Origin of the sequence: Clostridium sardiniense (genome assembly GCF_019753795.1) — a bacterium.
GTDB lineage: Bacteria > Bacillota > Clostridia > Clostridiales > Clostridiaceae > Clostridium > Clostridium sardiniense.
On sequence record NZ_JAIKTU010000011.1, the window covers coordinates 33,960 to 48,685 of the forward strand.

Annotated in this window: 14 protein-coding genes and 1 other annotated feature; of the genes, 7 read left to right on the forward strand and 7 right to left on the reverse strand. The window is 28.7% G+C overall.

Features of this window, described 5'->3' with window-relative positions:
* Positions 1-6: 6 nt before the first annotated feature.
* Positions 7-738, reverse strand: coding sequence for an HAD-IB family hydrolase (locus K5V21_RS13510; protein ID WP_221861717.1), 732 nt, complete (start codon positions 736-738; stop codon positions 7-9).
* A 231-nt stretch (positions 739-969) separates the two neighbouring features.
* Here K5V21_RS13510 and K5V21_RS13515 point away from each other — a divergent pair, with 231 nt between their 5' ends.
* From K5V21_RS13515 to K5V21_RS13525, 3 genes are read left to right on the forward strand one after another with little or no spacing between them, the layout of a single operon-like run.
* Positions 970-1,191 (forward strand): FeoA family protein, encoded by a 222-nt coding sequence (locus tag K5V21_RS13515; protein WP_204595201.1) that lies wholly within the window; start codon positions 970-972, stop codon positions 1,189-1,191.
* Between the two features lie 12 nt (positions 1,192-1,203).
* Positions 1,204-2,967 carry a ferrous iron transport protein B gene (gene feoB, locus K5V21_RS13520; protein ID WP_221861718.1) on the forward strand — a complete coding sequence of 588 codons (1,764 nt, stop codon included), beginning with the start codon at positions 1,204-1,206 and terminating at the stop codon, positions 2,965-2,967.
* Between the two features lie 17 nt (positions 2,968-2,984).
* Positions 2,985-3,116: a FeoB-associated Cys-rich membrane protein gene (locus K5V21_RS13525; RefSeq protein WP_204595199.1), complete on the forward strand. Its 132-nt coding sequence runs from the start codon at positions 2,985-2,987 to the stop codon at positions 3,114-3,116.
* A 53-nt stretch (positions 3,117-3,169) separates the two neighbouring features.
* On the opposite strand, the gene K5V21_RS13530 is transcribed toward K5V21_RS13525, so the two are convergent.
* Entirely contained in the window at positions 3,170-4,282 is a 1,113-nt protein-coding gene (locus K5V21_RS13530; RefSeq protein ID WP_221861719.1) for an AI-2E family transporter, read from the reverse strand.
* 155 nt (positions 4,283-4,437) lie between these two features.
* Positions 4,438-6,132 (reverse strand): arginine--tRNA ligase, encoded by a 1,695-nt coding sequence (argS, locus tag K5V21_RS13535; RefSeq protein WP_221861720.1) that lies wholly within the window; start codon positions 6,130-6,132, stop codon positions 4,438-4,440.
* Positions 6,133-6,191: 59 nt separating this feature from the next.
* Positions 6,192-6,416, reverse strand: a binding site (T-box leader).
* Positions 6,417-6,561: 145 nt separating this feature from the next.
* Between argS and K5V21_RS13540 the strand changes: the two genes are divergently transcribed.
* On the forward strand, positions 6,562-8,073 hold the full coding sequence (locus tag K5V21_RS13540) for a Ppx/GppA phosphatase family protein (protein WP_221861721.1): 1,512 nt from the start codon (positions 6,562-6,564) through the stop codon (positions 8,071-8,073).
* A 59-nt stretch (positions 8,074-8,132) separates the two neighbouring features.
* Here K5V21_RS13540 and K5V21_RS13545 read toward each other — a convergent pair whose 3' ends face one another.
* Both K5V21_RS13545 and K5V21_RS13550 read right to left on the reverse strand, forming a co-directional pair.
* Positions 8,133-8,777, reverse strand: a complete 645-nt coding sequence (locus tag K5V21_RS13545) for a site-2 protease family protein (RefSeq protein WP_221861722.1) — start codon at positions 8,775-8,777, stop codon at positions 8,133-8,135.
* Positions 8,778-8,859: 82 nt separating this feature from the next.
* Complete coding sequence (locus K5V21_RS13550; RefSeq protein WP_221861723.1) at positions 8,860-10,227, reverse strand: LCP family glycopolymer transferase; 1,368 nt, start codon at positions 10,225-10,227, stop codon at positions 8,860-8,862.
* 259 nt (positions 10,228-10,486) lie between these two features.
* On the opposite strand from K5V21_RS13550, the gene K5V21_RS13555 reads away from it, so the two are divergent.
* Positions 10,487-11,461: a biotin--[acetyl-CoA-carboxylase] ligase gene (locus tag K5V21_RS13555; protein ID WP_221861724.1), complete on the forward strand. Its 975-nt coding sequence runs from the start codon at positions 10,487-10,489 to the stop codon at positions 11,459-11,461.
* 41 nt (positions 11,462-11,502) lie between these two features.
* Here K5V21_RS13555 and asnA read toward each other — a convergent pair whose 3' ends face one another.
* Both asnA and K5V21_RS13565 read right to left on the reverse strand, forming a co-directional pair.
* The gene (gene asnA / locus K5V21_RS13560) at positions 11,503-12,516 is read right to left on the reverse strand and encodes an aspartate--ammonia ligase (RefSeq protein ID WP_221861725.1); all 1,014 of its coding nucleotides are present in this window, start codon (positions 12,514-12,516) and stop codon (positions 11,503-11,505) included.
* Between the two features lie 94 nt (positions 12,517-12,610).
* On the reverse strand, positions 12,611-13,561 hold the full coding sequence (locus K5V21_RS13565) for an L-lactate dehydrogenase (protein WP_204595191.1): 951 nt from the start codon (positions 13,559-13,561) through the stop codon (positions 12,611-12,613).
* Positions 13,562-13,751: 190 nt separating this feature from the next.
* Here K5V21_RS13565 and K5V21_RS13570 point away from each other — a divergent pair, with 190 nt between their 5' ends.
* The gene (locus K5V21_RS13570; RefSeq protein ID WP_204595190.1) at positions 13,752-14,363 is read left to right on the forward strand and encodes a 3'-5' exonuclease; all 612 of its coding nucleotides are present in this window, start codon (positions 13,752-13,754) and stop codon (positions 14,361-14,363) included.
* Positions 14,364-14,464: 101 nt separating this feature from the next.
* Positions 14,465-14,707 carry a hypothetical protein gene (locus tag K5V21_RS13575; RefSeq protein ID WP_221861726.1) on the forward strand — a complete coding sequence of 81 codons (243 nt, stop codon included), beginning with the start codon at positions 14,465-14,467 and terminating at the stop codon, positions 14,705-14,707.
* The last annotated feature ends 19 nt before the right edge of the window (positions 14,708-14,726 follow it).

Here is a 14,726-nt window from a genome sequence, read left to right on the forward strand (position 1 = left end):
TCTTTCTTATTCAAATTGGATATCCCCTACATTAAGATTATACGTTACATCTTTTCTTTCTACAATAATATTTATTCTTTCTGATAATTCTTTATCAGATATAATTTTTCTTAAAAGTTCTTTTGTAGGATTCATAGCATATGGATTACCAACTTTACCGAACATAGTATAGTCTCCCGCAGTATCTCCATAAGCATAACTATTTTCTAAATCTATATTATACTTTTCTTGTAATTCTTTTATAGCCTTCTCTTTACTTTCACTATCCCACATAGGAATTACATCTCCTGTATACTGCCCTTTTTCATCTGAAATATACTCTGCTCCTTTAAAATCATTAAAACCATGTTTAAGTGACATTTCCTTAACTAATTCTAAAGGTGAACCAGATACTGTAATTAAAATATGTCCTTGTTCCTTATGCCATTTTATTCTATCTCTTGTAAAAGTATATACTCTGTCACCTTTTTGTTCTATAACTCTCTTAGCTATAAATTCTATTTGATGCTTATTTAGGCCTTTAATTGCTTCCATATATATATCAATCATTTTTAATAGATATATATCATAGTCACCTTCTCTTTTATCCCACTTTTCAAAGTCTTTCCTTACATCATTGTACCATTTTTCTGGTTCAATTATTTCATATTTAATCATTTTTTTAAAAACTTCTGTAATTAAGCCCTCTCTATATAAAGTTCCGTCTATATCAAAAAAAGCCGCTATATTTTTTTCCATATTAATCCTCCTTTTTCTTTAGTAAATAACTATTCATTATATTATACCTATAAAATATTTTTTTGCAATATAATATAATATTATAACTATAATATTATATTACATTACAATTGTAGATAATTTTCCATTATTTTTTAAGTATATTATTTTTATATTAAACATTGACTTCTAAATTCATATAGTGATATTATAAATATATGATAATGATTTTCATTGCGAGGTGTTAAATAAATGGAACTAATAAAATTAAAACCCGGAGAACACGGAATTATAAGTAATATAGGTGGAGACAGCAAACTAGCTAAGAGATTATTAGCATTAGGTTGTATAGAAGGAACTGATGTAAGCTTAAAGGCAATTGCTCCTTTAGGAGATCCATTAATAATTAATTTTAGAGGCTTTGACTTAGCTATAAGAAAAAAAGATGCAAAAAATATTATTTTACTAACTTAGGAGGAATATATAATGACAACAATTGCACTACTCGGTAATCCAAATGTTGGTAAAACAACTCTCTTCAACTCACTTACTGGTTCAAAACAATATGTTGGAAACTGGCCTGGTGTTACAGTTGAGAAAAAAGAAGGTTACTATAAAGATGTAAAAATAGTAGATTTACCAGGAATCTATGCAATGGATACTTTCTCACATGAGGAAAAGGTTGCTAAACACTTTTTAGAAGATGGCGATGTAGATATTATTCTTAATATTGTTGATGGTTCGAATTTAGATAGAAATCTATATTTAACAACACAACTTAAACAATTTAATAAGCCAATAATACTTGCAGTTAATATGATTGATGTTGTTCAAAGCAAAGGCTTTGAAATTGATTATAAAAAACTATCTGAAGAATTAGGCGTTACAGTTATTCCAATAATAGCTGCTAAAGGACAAGGTATAGATTTATTAAAGGAAACAATAGAGAAACAGAACTTTACACACATAAAAGATGTAAATAAATTTGATTTTAAAGATGAGAAATCAGCTTATAAATATATAGAAAAAGTTATACATAACTGTTTAAATAAGAAAGATACTAATAAAAAGGATTTAACGGAAAGATTAGATAAAATATTCTTAAATCCATTTTTAGCTTATCCATTGTTTATTTTAATAATGGTATTTATGTTCCAATTTACTTTTTCATGGGTTGGACAACCTATATCAGACTTTTTAGATGGAGTATTAAATGATTCATTTATACCTTGGATGCATACATTACTTTCAAGTACTTCTCCTTGGTTCCAATCACTATTAGTTGATGGTATCATCGGTGGTGTTGGTGGTATTTTAGTACTTTTACCTGTAATTCTTGCACTATTTATTTGTATAGCATTCTTAGAAGATAGCGGATATATGGCAAGAATAGCATTTTTAATGGATAAATTTATGAGAAAAATGGGGCTTTCAGGAAAAGCATTTTTACCTATGGTTGTTGGATTTGGATGTTCAGTTCCTGCAATCATGTCTGCTAGAACCCTTGAAAGTGAAAAAGACAGAAAGCTTACAGCTCTTCTTGTTCCATTGATGTCATGTAATGCACGACTTCCTGTATATGCATTATTTGCTTCAGTATTCTTTACTGAACATAGAGGCTTAGTTGTTGCATCACTATATTTATTAGGGATAATTATAGCATTCTTAATTGGTATCTTATTTAAAAATACTTTATTTAAAAAGGATGAGGAACCTTTTATAATAGAACTTCCTAATTATAAAATTCCTCAATTAAGTTCAATAGTAAAACAAACTTATGATAAAGCTAAAGGCTTCATAAAAAAAGCCGGTACTATAATATTTGCAATGACTGTAGTAATATGGTTCTTATCAAACTTTAATTTACATGGAGTAGTTGAAAGTGTTGATGAAAGTATTTTAGCTTCTATTGGATCATTTATAGCTCCAATATTTGCACCACTTGGATTTGGTAACTGGCAATCTTCAGTATCATTACTTAGTGGATTACTTGCAAAAGAAAGTGTAGTTTCTTCAATGGAAGTTATTTTCAATGGAGATTTAAAGGTTATTTTACCTCAGTTCTTTACAGCAATTTCAGCATACTCATTCTTAATATTTACTTTACTTTATGTACCTTGTGTATCTGCAGTAGGTACTATGAAAAAAGAGTATGGAACAAAGCTTACAATATTCTCAGTTTGTTATCAACTTGTACTTGCATGGGTTGTTGCATTTATATTCTATAATGTAGCTTCAATATTTATTTAAAAACGAAGGTGATATAAATGGAAATAGCAATAGCAATAGGAATTGCAGCTGTAGCTGTATATATAATATATAAAAATGTTAAGAAATCCTCTAAAGGACAATGTAATTGTGGTTCATGTAGCAAAAGCTGTCCTTCTAGAAAAAATTAAAAGAATATCAAATAAAAAAATCAGTAGCTTTAAGCTACTGATTTTTTTATTTACTATAATGAATCTACCAATTCTTTATGTTCATCTTTATACTTATTTACTACTTTATCATAATATATCTTTATTGTAGCCATTGTTGGTGATGCTAAAAGCATTCCTAAAGGTCCAAAGAAACCTCCACCAAGTGTTACTCCAAATATAACCCAAAATGGTCCAATTCCAACTTTTCCACTTACTAGCTTAGGTTCTAAATACCAAGCATCGAATTGTTGAAGTGCAAGTAAGAATATAAATACAGCTAGTGCCCTCCAAGGAGATACAAATACAGCTACTATAGAACAAACTACCATACCCACAAAAGGTCCAAAGTATGGAATCATGTTAGTAAAACCAACTACAACTGCTAATAATATGGCATAAGGCACTTTTAATACCATTAACCCAACAAGAGACATAAGTCCTATTATCAATGAATCTAGAGCCTTTATACCTATATATGTACCAATCATATAATTATATACTCTAGTTAAATTAAGTATTTTATTTCCCCACTTCTCACCTATAAGCATCATAAGTAATAACTTTGCTTGTTTTATAAATTTCTCTTTATCAAGTAATATATAAATTGATATTAAGAATCCAAAGCCAAACATTATTATATCTGTAGTTATAGATACAAGTGATCCAGCTGTGCTTTCTAATATTGAAACTAAAATAGTTCCCGCCTTAGTTGACAATGATGTTAAAGTCTGTAGTATGCCAGCATCTTTCATTAATTCATAGAATTTATCATTTTCAAGTGCTGAATTGACCCAACCTTGTACTGTGCTTACATAGTCTGGTATATCTTTGGTAATAGAAACTATGCTATCTATAATACTAGGTATACCATATAATCCTATAAGAACTATTATTCCTAGTACAATAAAATATGTTAATCCTACCGCTGGCCCCCTCTTTAACTTCAATCTCTTCTCAAATAATTTCATAATTGGATTTAATACATATGCAAAAATTAATGCAAACATAAATGGCTTAAGTACTACTAAAAACTGTTTAAATACAGCTAGATAAACTGCATAGTTATCAACAATTTTATAACCTATAAAGGCTACTAAAGCGAATATTAAAACATCTTTATACTTTATATTTTTATTAAAACTCACTCCATCCCATCACCTTTCTTCTAGTCTTTTCCGTCTATATTGAATTATATCACATATGATATTTCTGTATACAAGTAAGTAATAAAGTTTAACATATTCTTAGGAAATGTTAAAAAAGTGCTAGAGAATATAAACTCTCTAGCACTTTTAAAATATTACATCTTTTCTACAACTTCTATTCCAATTAATCCTAACCCATTCTTGATTACTTGTAAACTTGCCTTTACTAATGCAAGTCTTGCTTTTTTAAGTTCTTCATCTTCTAAATTTAATACTGAATGAGCATTATAGAATTTATTAAATGATTTTGCTACATCAACTACATATCTAGTTACAACTGATGGCTCAAGCTTTTCAATTGCTAAATGTATATTTTTCTTAAAGCTTTCTAAAGCTTTTATTAATTCAAACTCTTCTTTTGAATCTAACTTACTATAATCTACATTTGTTAAATCAACTTCTCCAGCTCTTTCTAATATGCTGTTACCTCTTGCATATGAGTATTGAACATATGGACCTGTTTCTCCTTCAAATGAAAGTATTTCTTTCCAATCAAAGATTATATCTTTTTCTCTTGAATTCTTAAGATAAGTAAATACAACTGCACCTATACCTATCTTTTTAGCAACTTCTTCTTTATTTTCAAGTTCTGGGTTCTTTTCATTTATGATTTCTAAAGTTTTAGCTATAGCTTCATTTAATAAATCATCTAAAAGTATTACTTTACCTTTTCTTGTTGACATTCCGCCATCCGGGAACTTAACTAATCCAAAGCCTACATGGACACAATCTTTAGCCCAATCTTTTCCTGCAAGTTCTAATGTCTTAAATACTTGCTTGAAATGTAATGCTTGAGGTGTTCCTACAACATAGATACACTTATCAAAATCATAAGTATTCTTTCTGTAATTTGCAGCAGCTAAATCTCTTGTCGCGTATATAGTTGCTCCATCGCCTTTAAGAACTATACAAGGGGGCATGTTGTATTCATCAAGCATAACAACTTGTGCTCCATTACTTTCTGTAAGTAAGTTCTTTTCTTTTAATTCATCAATTACAACTTGCATCTTGTCATTATAGAATGCTTCTCCTGCTAATGAATCAAATTTAATTCCTAATAAATCATATACTCTATTAAATTCTTTTAAGCTAAGCTCTCTAAATCTCTTCCATAGAGCTGTTTCTTCTGGCTCTCCATCTTCTAGTCTCTTGAAGTGTAATCTTCCTTCATCAACTAATGATGGATCTTTTTCTGCCTCATCATGGAACTTAACATATATTCTTAAAAGCTCTGCTATTGGATCTTTTTCTAAAGCTTCTTCATCAACCCATCTTTTATAAGCTGATATAAGCTTACCAAATTGAGTTCCCCAGTCTCCTAAGTGATTTATTCCAACTACATCATATCCTTCTTCTTTAAATAGCTTATAAAGAGAATTCCCTATAGCTGTTGTACAAAGATGACCAACATGGAAAGGCTTAGCTATATTTGGTGATGAATATTCAACACATACTGTCTTTCCTTCACCAATATTTGATGAACCATATTTATCTCCTTCTTTAATAACTTCCTCTATAGTTGCTTTTGAAAATGCTGCCTTATCAACAAAGAAGTTTACATATGGTCCTAAGTTTGTTATTTTTTCAAACCCTTCTTTATTTATCTTTGAAGCTAGCTCTTCAGATATCATATTTGGAGCTTTTCTCATAACTTTTGCTAATTGGAAGCAAGGAAAAGCATAATCTCCCATCTCTGATTTTGGTGGTATTTCTATAAGTTTTTTAATATCTTCTACATCTAAATCAACATATTGTTTTATTAATTCTGCAATAATTTGTTTATAATCCATTTTCTATTCCTCCTCGTATTCTTTCCGTAAAATATAAAAAACCGTCTCTTATTTATAAAATAAGAGACGGAATAATATCATTTTTTCCGCGGTACCACTCTACTTGCATAAAGAAATGCCACTCTTTTTTGATAACGCAAATGATTAAAATTTGCGGCGATCCCTACTCATTTCAGGTGCTTCTCCAAGGTTCTCTTCAAATAATCTATCTGTAAGGCTTCCACCAAAACTCCTTACTCGCTAAAAAGAATCGATTACTCTACTCTCCTCTTCATTGAATTTATATTTTACTTTCTTTCATATATTATACATAGAGTACTTACATAATGTCAACAAATAGTTAAATATTCTTATTTTTAACACAACAGTTTAAAATGTTGTATAATAGTAATACATATTTAAAATTAACTATTGTTTAAGGAGTTTGTTATGAAAAGAATTGGTGTTATTGAAATAGGTGCTAACTCAGTTACGCTGACTTTAAATGAAGTAGAAGAAGATGGTTATTTTAGGCAAATTGATGAATTAACTACATCTATAAGACTTTGTCAAGATTTAATAGATGGTACTGAATTATCAAGTGAAAAACTTAATATTACCCTATCAAATTTAAGAGCATTTAAATCAATGTGTCAGGTATCAGGAGCTAAAAAAATTATTGCAGTTGCTACAGAAACATTTAGAACTGCATCAAATAGCGATGAATTATTAAATCTAATAAAAAATGAACTTGATATTGATATTACTATCTTAGATGTAGATAAAGAAATATATTATAATTTTCTAGGAGTAGTAAATACTATATATTTTAAAAATTCTCTAATAGTTGATATAGAGGGTACCGCTACCCATTTAGCTTGGGTTAAAGATGGAGAAATAGAAAAACATTATTCAATCCCAGCAGGTACATTAAACCTTACTTCTGAATATAATCTTAAAGATAGAATATTAAGAGAAGACCTAGAAGCTGCTAAAAGTACAATTAATGATTTAATTCATGAATGTACATGGCTTAAAAATTCTAGTTTTGATTCAATCATAGCCGTTGGTGGTACTATTAAAGCTCTTGGAAGGATGGATAGAATCAGAAAGCGCTATCCTTTTGATATTGAGCATAACTATACCCTAACAGATATTGATGTTCATGAAATATATAATTTATTAAAGTGTAAGAGTCTTAAGCAACGTAAACAAGTTCCTGGTCTACCTTTTGAACGTGCAGATATAATTGTTGCTGGACTTTGTATATTCCATAATATACTTTCATATACATCAACAAGTAATGTAATAACCTCAGCTAGAGGTTTAAGAGATGGTATTATCTATGAGTACCTTCAAGATAATTATGATTATGAAAAAAATATGCTAGTATTTAGTATTAAAGGAATCATGAATAAACTTAATATTAATAAAAATCATGCAAAACATGTTTATGAAATATCACAAAATATTTTTGAAGATTTAAAGCCAATACATAGATTAGATGATTCTTATAGAAGAATACTTATAACCTCTGCATTATTGCATGATTGTGGTATAAGCATTGACTATTATAATCATCATAAACACAGTTTTTATGTAATATTAAACTCATCTATAAATGGCTTATCACAAAAAGAATTATTAATGAGCGCTGCCATTGCTGCTTGTCATAGAAACAATCAATATCATATTCCATTCCCTCAATATACTTCTATAATTAATAGAATAGATATTAAGGCTATAGAGTATATTGGTTCTATACTTAAAATAGCTGAAGGACTTGATAGAAGTTTAGAGGGTACCGTTTCTGATATACATGCAACCATTGATAATGAAACAGTTAAATTAGAAGTTAAATCTCAATTAGATTTAGAACTTGAAATTCGTCAAGCTATGAGAAGTGCTCGCTCATTTAAAGAAATATACAATAGAGATCTAGTAATAGAAAAAGTAAATTAAAAAATTAATATATAATAATTAAAGCAGTTAGCCATTTAAGACTAACTGCTTATTTATCATTAGAATATTATACCAAATATTGAACCTACTATATTTGATAATAATTTTAATATTAACTCTGACGGTATTCTAATTATCGGACCTCCAATAAAAATTATAGCTATAAATATTAAAAATTGATATCTATAAAGACTATCTGATATTTTATAAAAATGTTTTGGACTTAAGTCTCTAAGAATACTAAATCCATCAAGTCCTGGTAGTGGCAATAAATTAAATACAAATAAAGTTATATTAATCTGTATTATATATTTTGTTATTATTATAAGTACTGAAAGTAACGATCCACCTAAAATAAACTCTCTATTAACAAGAATTAAAATAAAGTACAATACAGTACCAAAGAATGCAACAATTAAATTAGCAATTGGTCCTGCAATACTTACCTTTAGGTCATCTTTATAATAATTTTTAAAAGCTGATGGATTAGCTTGTACTGGTTTTGCCCATCCTATACCGCAAAATAAGATTAATATAGTTCCTAATGGATCTAAATGATTAATGGGATTTAAATTTAATCTCCCTTGAAACCTTGGTGTTTTATCACCTAATCTGTCTGCCATTTTAGCATGAGCATATTCATGGAATGTAAATCCAATTAATATAGCAGGTATCATAAATATAATATTTTGCAAAAAGCTCATCTATAAATTCTCCTTCTCTCATTTTAAAGTATTATAACATAAAACACAGCTTTAAAAAATGAGCTGTGTTTTATTATTTAAATTATTTATTTTGTGTTTGATCCGTTTTATCAGGAGATGGTTGTTGATTATCATCTCCTCCTGATGATGGTGGATTAGCTGGATTTTTATCCGAATCTTTATCCGGTTGCTTATCTGGTTGCTTATCTGGTTGCTTATCTGGTTCTTTAACCGGCTCTTTAACTGGTTCTTTAACCGGTTGTTTAGTTGGTTGCTTAGCCGGTTGTTTAGCTGGTTTTGAACTACTGTTATTAGTTGTATTAGTTGAAGGCTTCTTAGTAGGTGCTACATAACCTTCATTTTCTTTATCTTCTGGTAATGGTCCATTATCTTTGATATGTTGTTCATTTTCACCCATATACTCAGCAAGTTTATCTTTCCATGCTGCAACACTATAGCTCTTGTCTGTTGGCTTTACATCATTAAATATAAAGTCATGCATCATCTTTGCATTTTGTTCTTTATCTACGATAAGAACCCAACCTTTCTCCTTGTAAAGTCCACCCCATGAAATATCTTCACTTACTGGAACTCTTAATTGTTCAAATTGTAAGCTTGGGAACCTTGAAACAGTATAAGCATAGTTAAGAATCATAACTGGTTCTATATTTGTCTTAACATATGGTAATAACTCTGACATTACAGAAGGGTATTTAAGTACACTTAAATCTTTAAACTTTTGTGTAACTAAATCAATAACTCTTCTTTGTCTTTCAGTTCTTTCATAGTCTCCATCTCCAACTTTTCTAATTCTTGCATAAGCTAAAGCTTGTTGACCATCTAAATGTTGCATTCCAGTTTTTTCTATTTTCGGTGATTTAACCTCTTCATACTCTCCAATAAACTTATTAAGTTCTGGTATCTCATAATCTTTTATATCAACATCAATACCTCCAACTTGATCTACAATTGATTGGAATCCACTAAAGTTAACCATTACATATTTATTTAATGATAAATCAAAGTTATCCTTTATAGTTTGCATTAGTAACTCTGGCCCTCCATATGCTAAGGCTGCATTTATTTTTTGCTCTCCATGACCTGGTATTTTAACTAATGTATCTCTCATGATTGAAGTTAATTTAAGTTTTTTATGATTATTATCTATTGTAGCGATAATTATAGAATCAGCTCTTGCAGCCTCATCTACTTTACGCGCATCTGTTCCTATTAATAATATGTTTGTAATTCCTGGTTGTTCTTTATAATCTACAGTTTCTGCTTGAGGACTTCCTTGATATATTTGTCCTCTAATATACATGTAAGCTCCTCCAGCTCCTAATATAATAAGAAGGAATAATATCCCTATTGAAATCAAAATCTTTTTCTTTTTAGACATCTTTTTCTTTATGATTTTTGTATTCTTCTTCTTATCTCCCTTATCTTGCATGTCTTCCCTCCCTAATGAATCAAGATCTTAAATCTTAATTACAATTTTCAAAATAACTTAATCTGTGATTTTTCAGTCTAATAATACTATTATAATCGACTTTTTATCTTAAAACCAGTACTTTTATACGTATTTTCCTTACAATTAGACTAAAATTTATTAATATTATTCAAATTTTGTATTTATTTATTATATTTTTTAAATTTTTAGGCTATGATATAATAATAAAAAAGATTCAGAGTACCTTTGGAGGAAAAATATGAAAAATAAAGTTCTAAATCTACTTAGAAATAATAATGGATATATTTCTGGAGAGTATATTAGCGAAGTACTAGGAGTATCTAGAAACTCTGTTTGGAAACATATTAATAGCCTAAAAAAAGATGGGTATGTTATTGATGCAATTCGAAATAAAGGATATAAAATTATTAAAACTCCTGATAATATAGATTTCAATTCAGTAAGTGAATTCTTAAAAACTAAAATTTTAGGAAGAAATTACTTTTATTATAAAGAAATTGACTCTACAAATATAAAAGCTAAAGAGATCGCTCAAAATAATAATAGTGATTATTCTGTTATAACATCTGAAATTCAAACTAAAGGTACAGGTAGATTTAATCGTGTTTGGCAGTCACCTAAGGGAGGTATATGGACCTCTTTAATCTTAAAACCTAATATAAGTCCAAATCAAGCAAACAAAATAACACTAATCGCAGCAGCTTCAGTATTTAAAGTTTTACATGAACTTGATATACCTTGCAAAATTAAATGGCCAAACGACATATATATTAATAATAAAAAATGCTGTGGAATACTTACTCTTATGAATTGTGATATGGATACAATAAACCATATTATAGTAGGAGTTGGTATGAATATAAATATTACTAAAGAGGAGTTTACTTCTGATTTAAATACTGCAACTTCTCTATTAATAGAAAAAAATATTGAATTTAATCGTTCAAAAATACTTGCAGATTTTTTAAATAATTTTGAAGTTTTTTATGATGATTTTGTAGATAAAAATGATTTATCAGAAGTTATACATATTTGTAGAAACAATTCACTTCTTATTGATATGACTGCTAGACTAGTTACTCCTAGAAGTGAGGAGTTAGTAACTTGTCTTGGAATAGATGATGATGGAGAACTTATAATTAAGGATGAACTTGGAAATATAAGAAAAGTAATCAGTGGAGAAATAACATTTAAAAATGAAAATACTCAATAGCTAAGTTTAGCCGTTGAGTATTTTTTTATATCAAGTATTTTTTATAATAATTCTATTCCATTTTCTTTACATATTCTATTATTTTTTTCATCCCAAACAGATGCTTGAACTTCTCCAACATGTGCTTTTCTTAAGAAATACATACATATTCTTGATTGTCCAATTCCTCCTCCAATAGTATAAGGAAGCTTTCCTTCTAATAATGCTTTATGAAATTCTAAGTTCTTTCTTTCTAAGCAGTCAGCTTTCTCTAGCTGAATTTCTAAAGATTTTTCATCTACTCTTATACCCATTGATGATAATTCCATAGCATCGTCTAAAACTGGATTCCAGAATAAAATATCTCCATTTAAGTTCCAGTCATCATAATCTGGTGCTCTACCATCATGCTTTTCACCTGAAGCTAATTCATGTCCTATCTGCATTATAAAGACTGCCCCTTTATCTTTACATATTGCAGCTTCTCTTTCCTTAGATGTTAAATCTTTATACATGTCCTCAAGTTCTTGAGATGTAATAAAGAATATTTCCTCTGGAAGTTCTTCTTTTATATCTATAAGGTTATCTTTTACAAACTTTTCTGTATCCTTAAATACACTATATATTCTTCTTACAGTATCTTTTAAAGTTTCTAAATTTCTATCCTCTTTATTTATGATACGCTCCCAATCCCATTGATCAACATATATAGAATGTAGATTATCAAGATCCTCATCTCTTCTTATAGCATTCATATCAGCATACAGACCTTTACCAACTGGGAAATTGTATCTATGTAAACTCATTCTCTTCCACTTTGCAAGGGAATGTACAATTTCTACATCTTCCTTTGATGCCAAAACATCAAATTTTACTGGTCTTTCAACTCCATTTAGGTTATCATTTAATCCTGATTTAGAATCAACAAAAAGAGGAGCTGATACTCTGATTAAGTCTAATCTCTCTGCTAAATTCTTTTCAAAATAATCCTTTATAGATTTAATATGAACTTCTGTTTCAATTAGTGTTGTTTTACTTTTATATCCTTCTGGTATAATAATACCTTCTTGTTTCATAAATAGCCCTCCTTTAATTTTAAATATTATTATATACAAAAAAATAAAAAAAATAAAGTATTCTTTAAATATAAAGAATACTTTTTGTTAATTTCTAAATATGACACTGGTCTAAATGTGATTTTAATATTTTTGCTGACTCTTTAAGTCTACTTTCTTCACTATTTGATAATGGTATCTCTATTATCTCTTTAGCTCCTTCTCTATTAACTATAGTTGGAATTGCTAAATACATATCTTTAATTCCATATTGCCCTTCAAATAAAGAATCAATAGTTAATATACTATTTTCATCTCTAAATATAGCCTCAACAATTCTATTGACAGCAAGTGCTACTGCAAAATATGTTGCTTTTTTTCTGTTTATTATTTCATAAGCAGCATTTTTAACATCTTCTTCTATTACTTTTTTAATTTCTTCATCCCAGTTAAGTGATTTTTGTTTTGCATATATATCAAAATCTTCTCCACCTATTCTACCATTGCTCCAAGTAACTAATTCACTGTCACCATGCTCTCCAATAACATATGAATGTATATTATTATTATTTACACTAAAGTATTTACCAAGTACATACTTTAATCTAGAAGTATCTAGCACAGTACCTGATCCTATAACTCTTTCTTTTGGGAATCCTGATAACTTATAAGTTATATAAGTTAATACATCTACTGGATTAGATACAACTAATAAAATTGATTCTGGACTTAATCTTGCGATTTCAGGAACAAACCCTTTGAAAACTTCAAAGTTCTTTCCAATCATATCCAATCTAGTTTCTCCTTCTTTTTGTCCAATACCTGCTGTTATTATTACTATATCAGAATCTGCAGTCTCCTCTAGTGATCCTGCATATATATTAACTGGCTTTACAAAAGATGTTCCATGAACTAAATCCATTACCTCTCCCATTGCTTTATCCATATTTATATCATATATGCAAATTTCTGTTGCTATTCCACTATTCATTAATGCATAAGCTGTAGTTGCTCCTACAAAACCTGCTCCAATTATTGATACTTTTCTTTTTCTTTCAACTAACATAACTTTCCCTCCGGTTTCCATGATTCCATTAGTTTAACCAATTTGCTATTTTTTATTATAATTTAATTATACTATCAGCGATAATTAATTTCAATTAATTCTTACTGTTTTCATCTGATTTTTTGTTATTTTATTATGAACAGATATGGTATATAATTATAATTATATTTGTACACTAGGAGGATATTCAATGAAATTACTTTTTTTCGATACAGAAACAACAAGCATACGCCCTGGACACATATGTCAACTAAGCTACATAGTGGTGGATACATCAACAAAGCCTCAAACTACTACAGGTAAAAACTTCTTTTTTGCAGTTGATGAGATGGATCCAAATGCTGAAGCAGTACATGGTTTTTCTCTTGAAAAATTATACGAGCTTTCAGAAGGAATGTATTTTGAAGATTCCGTTGGTGAATTTATAGATGATTTTATGGAAGCAGACTTTGTAATAGGTCATAATGTAAATTTTGATGTTAAATTTATGCATAGTGAATTATTATTCCTTGGAGCAAATTATGAACCAAAGAGAACATTCTGTACTATGTCATACTATAAGGATATATGTAAAATGCTAAAACCTAATGGCACTTTTAAAAATCCAAAACTTGAAGAGGTTATATCATATCTAAATATTACAAAAGAACAAATTGAAAGTAAGGCAAAAGAGTTATTTGGCGGAAGTGGAAACTATCATGATGCTAGATTTGATACAGCTGCCACTTATTTAACAGTAATAGAAGGTCTAAAAAGAAAGATAATACCTCATGGATACTTCTCAAATATATCTAAAAATTAATCTATATTAGGTTAGAAGGGTTACAATATGAAAATATTGTAACTCTTTTTATCATACTGTATAATTTTTAATATATCATAATGGTGGGGGGAGATTTTATTATGAGTTCTCAATCAAAAACTTTTTTAAAATTCGTTGCTTCTATAATTTTAATAGCATTCATATTAGATATAATGTTACGTAATGTAATTTTATCTTCAGGTGTTGCATTTTTAATATCTGTTACTTTCTTTTATTCACCTGATAGGCTTATTGCTAAAAAAGAAGAAGAAGGTAAAAATAAGGATGTCTCTACTAGATCAACTAGTATAAATTCAAATAAAAAGAAGAAGAAAACTAAATAGACTTAAATAAAAAAGAGTT

Bases quoted from the DNA above. Each gene is read 5' to 3' on its own strand.
- K5V21_RS13565 (WP_204595191.1), bottom strand. From the start codon at position 13,561: ATGTTAGTTGAAAGAAAAAGAAAAGTATCAATAATTGGAGCAGGTTTT.
- K5V21_RS13510 (WP_221861717.1), bottom strand. From the start codon at position 738: ATGGAAAAAAATATAGCGGCTTTTTTTGATATAGACGGAACTTTATAT.
- K5V21_RS13545 (WP_221861722.1), bottom strand. From the start codon at position 8,777: ATGAGCTTTTTGCAAAATATTATATTTATGATACCTGCTATATTAATT.
- K5V21_RS13555 (WP_221861724.1), top strand. From the start codon at position 10,487: ATGAAAAATAAAGTTCTAAATCTACTTAGAAATAATAATGGATATATT.
- feoB (WP_221861718.1), top strand. From the start codon at position 1,204: ATGACAACAATTGCACTACTCGGTAATCCAAATGTTGGTAAAACAACT.
- asnA (WP_221861725.1), bottom strand. From the start codon at position 12,516: ATGAAACAAGAAGGTATTATTATACCAGAAGGATATAAAAGTAAAACA.
- argS (WP_221861720.1), bottom strand. From the start codon at position 6,132: ATGGATTATAAACAAATTATTGCAGAATTAATAAAACAATATGTTGAT.
- K5V21_RS13525 (WP_204595199.1), top strand. From the start codon at position 2,985: ATGGAAATAGCAATAGCAATAGGAATTGCAGCTGTAGCTGTATATATA.
- K5V21_RS13550 (WP_221861723.1), bottom strand. From the start codon at position 10,227: ATGCAAGATAAGGGAGATAAGAAGAAGAATACAAAAATCATAAAGAAA.
- K5V21_RS13570 (WP_204595190.1), top strand. From the start codon at position 13,752: ATGAAATTACTTTTTTTCGATACAGAAACAACAAGCATACGCCCTGGA.
- K5V21_RS13515 (WP_204595201.1), top strand. From the start codon at position 970: ATGGAACTAATAAAATTAAAACCCGGAGAACACGGAATTATAAGTAAT.
- K5V21_RS13575 (WP_221861726.1), top strand. From the start codon at position 14,465: ATGAGTTCTCAATCAAAAACTTTTTTAAAATTCGTTGCTTCTATAATT.
- K5V21_RS13540 (WP_221861721.1), top strand. From the start codon at position 6,562: ATGAAAAGAATTGGTGTTATTGAAATAGGTGCTAACTCAGTTACGCTG.